5 protein-coding genes and 1 pseudogene are annotated in these 4,889 nt (G+C 49.2%); 2 read left to right on the top strand and 4 right to left on the bottom strand.

Features of this window, described 5'->3' with window-relative positions; genetic code table 11:
- Nucleotides 1–53 precede the first annotated feature (53 nt).
- A pseudogene (gene elbB, locus CAG65_RS20325) lies at nt 54–703 on the bottom strand (isoprenoid biosynthesis glyoxalase ElbB).
- 449 nt (nt 704–1,152) lie between these two features.
- Between elbB and CAG65_RS20320 the strand changes: the two are divergent.
- On the top strand, nt 1,153–1,989 hold the full coding sequence (locus CAG65_RS20320; protein WP_161454791.1) for a hypothetical protein: 837 nt from the start codon (nt 1,153–1,155) through the stop codon (nt 1,987–1,989).
- Here CAG65_RS20320 and CAG65_RS20315 read toward each other — a convergent pair.
- Nucleotides 1,968–2,888, bottom strand: a complete 921-nt coding sequence (locus CAG65_RS20315; protein WP_021705038.1) for a LysR family transcriptional regulator — start codon at nt 2,886–2,888, stop codon at nt 1,968–1,970. The genes CAG65_RS20320 and CAG65_RS20315 overlap by 22 nt on opposite strands.
- A 95-nt stretch (nt 2,889–2,983) precedes the next feature.
- Here CAG65_RS20315 and yjjG point away from each other — a divergent pair, with 95 nt between their 5' ends.
- On the top strand, nt 2,984–3,658 hold the full coding sequence (gene yjjG / locus CAG65_RS20310) for a pyrimidine 5'-nucleotidase (protein WP_161448147.1): 675 nt from the start codon (nt 2,984–2,986) through the stop codon (nt 3,656–3,658).
- Here the strand turns inward: yjjG and CAG65_RS20305 are convergent, their stop codons facing one another.
- Both CAG65_RS20305 and CAG65_RS20300 read right to left on the bottom strand, forming a co-directional pair.
- The gene (locus CAG65_RS20305; protein ID WP_161454790.1) at nt 3,659–4,348 is read right to left on the bottom strand and encodes a helix-turn-helix transcriptional regulator; all 690 of its coding nucleotides are present in this window, start codon (nt 4,346–4,348) and stop codon (nt 3,659–3,661) included. It lies immediately after the preceding gene.
- 23 nt (nt 4,349–4,371) lie between these two features.
- The gene (locus CAG65_RS20300) at nt 4,372–4,692 is read right to left on the bottom strand and encodes a hypothetical protein (RefSeq protein WP_161454789.1); all 321 of its coding nucleotides are present in this window, start codon (nt 4,690–4,692) and stop codon (nt 4,372–4,374) included.
- Between the last annotated feature and the right edge of the window lie 197 nt (nt 4,693–4,889).

The raw sequence follows: 4,889 nt of genomic DNA, 5'->3' as shown, positions 1-4,889 counted from the left end.
TGGCTAAACAGACTGGAAACAGCGCCGCGCGGACGCTTTTCGCTGAGACGCCGTCAGGCGATTTCGATCAAGCGTGCTACCAGACGTTCAATCCCGCTTGCGGCTTGTGAAATGTTTCAGCCAGCATATAGGCTGGTGTTGAAAGCACTTTGTTTTCTGTATCGAACACGTAGTCGTCTACCGGACACTCGACATGATCGCCGCCCATCTGACGAAAGGCTTTGGCAGTTTGGACGTCATTTCCGATAGTGCCCTGTACATCGGTGCCGTAAATCATGGGAATAATGGCTGGCGCGATACACAAATACGCCGCAGGCTTTTTCGCTTCGGCAAAGCCACGACAGGCCGCAGCCACATGAGCATTAATACTGCATTCTGTGCCTTTTACAGCAAAGTCGGTCAGGTTTTTTGCTGCGCCAAAGCCGCCGGGCAAGAGCAGGGCATCAAAGTCAGCCGGATTCAGTTTGGCGACATCCTCTATCTGACCTCGGACGATTCGAGCAGATTCGACCAGTACATTGCGGGTTTCAGGCATTTCCTCACCGGTGATGTGGTTTATCACATGCATTTGTTCGATATCTGGCGCGAAGCAGTGCCAGGTCGCACCATGCTTCTCGATCGCGTGCAGAGCCAGCACCGTTTCATGGATTTCAGCACCATCGAAAACACCGCATCCGCTCAATATGACAGCAACCTTTTTCATCTTAACTTTCCTTTTCTTTACGCTTAAGAACTCAGGACTCACTCCTTTGGGCTAAGTTCCTGATCAACTTCAGTGCTTTCTATATTATCGTCGATTTCATCCTGATCGTGATCGTCAGGCCGATAATTTTTCACGACAAAAGGTGTCAGCATAACGCTCGATGGCAAAAAGTGTTTCATAGCTCCCCCTGTAATTGCAACGAGCTTAATACGGACTTGTATTCAGTGTCGTTGAGCTGGGTCATCTGTTCACTGACAGGGTGGAAGAGGCTGCTTAAATTGCCTGATTTGTCACACATTATGACGAGGCGGTAAGAGGTCTATATCAATAAAGTTGACGATAACGCTTGGCGTTGTGCATGAAACCCAGTAGTGAGGCGAATCTCAATTATTGATTCCTGGTCACGGCTCAGTATCATTGCCCGACTGGTTGTATATAAGATGAATAATATGCTGCGTAAATATCTTTCTTTTACTGCACTGGCGGGTGTGTTGAGTGTCAGTGGTTGCCAGTCGAAGAGCATCAGCCGGGGGATGAAAGCGCCGGTGTGTAATATTGATAAGCCCGTGCCGACGTACGTCCATTTCTTTGTGGCAAACGAAGCTCTGAAAGGACGTTCGCAGCAAGAGATCCATACTCAGATGCAATTTTGGGTGAATTACTCCAATTGGGTTTTGGAGAACTCTTGTATCCCAATGACACGCAATGTGGCAGAAGTAACGTTTGTTGATTTGAGCGATCACTATTTACTGGACTTTAGCTCAGCGCATTATTCGCTGGAATCTGTTCTGGGGGCCGATCGTATTAGCCAGATCCGTCAGCAGTCCAACCATTATTATGCGTTGATTCTTGGCAGTGAAAACACGTTTTTTAAGGGTGATCTCCACGGACAAGCAGAGCGTGTGCCTCATGGTCATTTTATTGCCTTGCGGTACAACACTTCCCAACATGTGCTTGAGCACGAGTTTGGTCATTTAGCCTGGGCGGAACATGACACCGAAACCTTAAAAGAGCAGGTGGGCAACAACGATCTCACAGAGATCAGTGCGGTTTGGGAATGGCCATACATCAAACCATACGCACGTGCCTATTTGTGTGCGAACGGCGGTACGGTCATGAGTTACGCTCCGAAACGCAGGCCGTTTTATTCCAGCCCACAGATTTCGTTTAACGGAGAAGTGTGTGGGGATGCGAAGGCAGGCGACAACGCCAGAGTATTACGTGATTATGCCCAGCGCCTGCGTGAACGTATGGCAAGTGTGGGTCAGGGAGTCGCGATCAACTGATCCCAATAGGGTGTATCTGTCCCCAGCCGGTCGGCTATGTATTCGATGAACGTCCGGACTTTCAGTGGCAGGTGCTTTCTTTCCGGAAACACCGCATAAATGGCGTGCTCTGGCAGAGGGAAGTCCTGCATCACGGGAATTAAGGTGCCTTTGGCGATATCGGATGCCACGATAAACGTGGGTAACTGAGCGATGCCGAGTCCGTCTAACACCGTGCGGCGGATAACTTCACTGTTATTCACCACAAAGTTTCCCTTAGGAACGACTTTATGCTCGCCGTGGACACTTTCAAATGTCCACTCGTGCCCGCCTCGGAAATAGCTATAGCGCAGGCAATTGTGATGAGCGAGATCCGTTGGGCGTTTGGGTTCACCGTATTGTTCCAGATAAATGGGAGAGGCACACAACAGGCTTTTACAGGGCGCCAGACGACGTGCCACCAAATTAGACACAGGTAAATGGCCGATACGAATCGCTAGGTCGAAACCACCTTCAATCAAATCCACCATTTGATCTTCAAGTTGCAGATCGATTTCGATTTGCGAATTCAGCTCGATGAAATCGGCGATAATGGGGGCGACGTGCTTGACACCAAATCCCATTGGTACGCTGATTTTCAGTCGCCCTTGCGGTGAGCCCTGCAACTCTGTGACGGCGTCCAGCCCCTGCTGAGCGAGACCCAGCGCCTGCGATACGTAATCGTAATAGCGCTGACCAGCCTCAGTCAGGCTGAGTTTGCGCGTTGTTCTGTTCAGCAGACGAATGCCGAGTTCATCCTCCAACTGGTTGACGCGTTTACTGACTGCTGACTTGGTGATATTGAGCTTGGCAGCCGCGACGGAAAAGCTGCCGTTTTCTACAACGGCGACGAACACGGGGATAGCAGAGAAACTGTGCATATAGTTGAGTTTAAGTTAACAATGAGTTTCTTATTATATGGATTATCATCCAGAAGAAAACAATCTAAACTAGGCCGAACGAGTAAGGAGTAATCATGAAGTACGATTGGATTCTGTTTGACGCGGACGAGACCCTGTTCCATTTTGACGCATTCAAAGGCATGCAACTGATGTTTGCCCGTAAGGGAATTGAATTCACGCAACAGGACTTTGCTGAGTATCAGCAAGTGAATAAACCGCTCTGGGTTGATTATCAGAATGGTGACATTACCGCTGATGAGCTAAAGCACACACGTTTTGACCTCTGGGCGAAAAAACTTGAAACGACCACTGCTGAGCTGAACACTGCATTTCTCGAAGCTATGGCGGATATCTGTACCTTACTGCCGGGTGCGAAGGAGTTGATGGAAGCGCTGTCAGGAAAGGCCAGAATGGGCATCATCACCAATGGTTTTACGGAGCTTCAGGCTATTCGTCTGGAAAGAACTGGAATGAGCAGCTACTTCGATCACATTGTGATTTCTGAGCAAGTGGGTATCGCCAAGCCAGACGAAGGTATTTTTGCCCATGCGATGTCGCTGATGGGCCATCCGTGCAAATCGAAAGTATTGATGGTTGGTGACAATCCGCATTCAGACATTCTTGGTGGTATGAATTTTGGGATAGAAACCTGCTGGCTCAATACCGAACGTGTAGATGCCGTGGATGGCATTGCTCCGAGTTACACCGTGGCGTCATTGCATGAACTGAAAGACATTCTGATCGCCTAATCAACGTTCTGCCGGCACATGGAGTGATGTGTAATGACTGAGGGATTTGGTGTTTGTTATCTCGAATCCCTCAGCAAGTGTGCTGAGTTTTTTGATGCGATCAAGACGGAAATGACGATAGTCGTGGCGCAGTTCGCACCAAGCCACTAATGTCCATATCTTGCCCCAGAAAATTTGCCCGAGAGGTTGGAGCGTGCGCCGGGTTTGCTTACCATTCTCTGCGGTGTATTCCATTTCGACTTTCAACCTGGCGTCGGTTGCATGGCGCAGCATCTGGCTATGTCTGGCGGTGTCTGAACGAGAATGCAGATCCGGCACGAGCATCGAAAATTCTTCCACCTGTTGTTTTCTTTTGTCCGGAAGGACAGACAATATTTTCGTCGACGCACTTTTGGCCGCGCTGGCGAGTTCTTCGTCTGACCATGAGCGCACCATTTTCATACCCAGTTCCAGTGCCATCATTTCTTGTTCGGTGAACATCAAGGGCGGGAGGTGGGAGCCGGCTTGCAGTAAATAGCCGACCCCCGCTTCTCCGTATATCGGAACGCCGGAACGAATGAGTGATTGAATATCGCGATAAATGGTCCTTTCGCTAACCTGCATTTCTTCAGCGAGCGCCGAGGCAGTGACCGCGTAGCGTCGGGAACGCAGCAAGGTCAGGAGTTCAAATAGTCGTTCCGATTTACTCATTCAGTCTTCATCCCAGATGCTGATTAACGGTATTTTTTGGCCAGGTCACACATCTTAATGTGTTGGTGCTGAATGTCGACTGAATCTCGGTCGATCAGTGCGATTAAGGCTTGGCATTGCTCATTCGCTGCAAACTGCTTACTGGCCTGTTTGGCTTCTTCCATGGAATCCCAATAGATTACGTCATTCCACAGGTTACGTTCGATTTCGTAGCTTAATGAACGATACTGAAACCCTGGCAGATTAGCGACAAATGCCTGGCTCTGCTCCGATGCGGCGACCAGATCTTGTTCCGTTATTCCCTGACGCAGTTTAAAGGTGACGATTTCAATAGCACTTTGCATGATTGTTTCCTTGTTGGTTAAGTTCGGAAACAAGCTTAAAACGTGACTTTGACAGGACATGTCAGGAGTGTGGCGAGAAGTACAACGGCTACCGCATGGTAACCGTGTTCGGCGCAAGAGCTAAAATTACCTGGCAAAAAAGCGACCAAGTGTCCGCGGGGCAAATGGCGTTAACATTGGCAGTGTCGATATTGGAT

The organism is Vibrio sp. V39_P1S14PM300 (genome assembly GCF_009904765.1).
Lineage (GTDB): Bacteria > Pseudomonadota > Gammaproteobacteria > Enterobacterales > Vibrionaceae > Vibrio > Vibrio proteolyticus.
The sequence above is the reverse complement of the archived record's forward strand: the minus strand, read 5'-3'. Positions and strand labels throughout refer to the sequence as shown.

Coding starts and splice junctions, on each gene's coding strand:
- yjjG (WP_161448147.1), top strand. CDS start 2,984: ATGAAGTACGATTGGATTCTGTTTGACGCGGACGAGACCCTGTTCCAT.
- CAG65_RS20305 (WP_161454790.1), bottom strand. CDS start 4,348: ATGAGTAAATCGGAACGACTATTTGAACTCCTGACCTTGCTGCGTTCC.
- CAG65_RS20300 (WP_161454789.1), bottom strand. CDS start 4,692: ATGCAAAGTGCTATTGAAATCGTCACCTTTAAACTGCGTCAGGGAATA.
- CAG65_RS20320 (WP_161454791.1), top strand. CDS start 1,153: ATGCTGCGTAAATATCTTTCTTTTACTGCACTGGCGGGTGTGTTGAGT.
- CAG65_RS20315 (WP_021705038.1), bottom strand. CDS start 2,888: ATGCACAGTTTCTCTGCTATCCCCGTGTTCGTCGCCGTTGTAGAAAAC.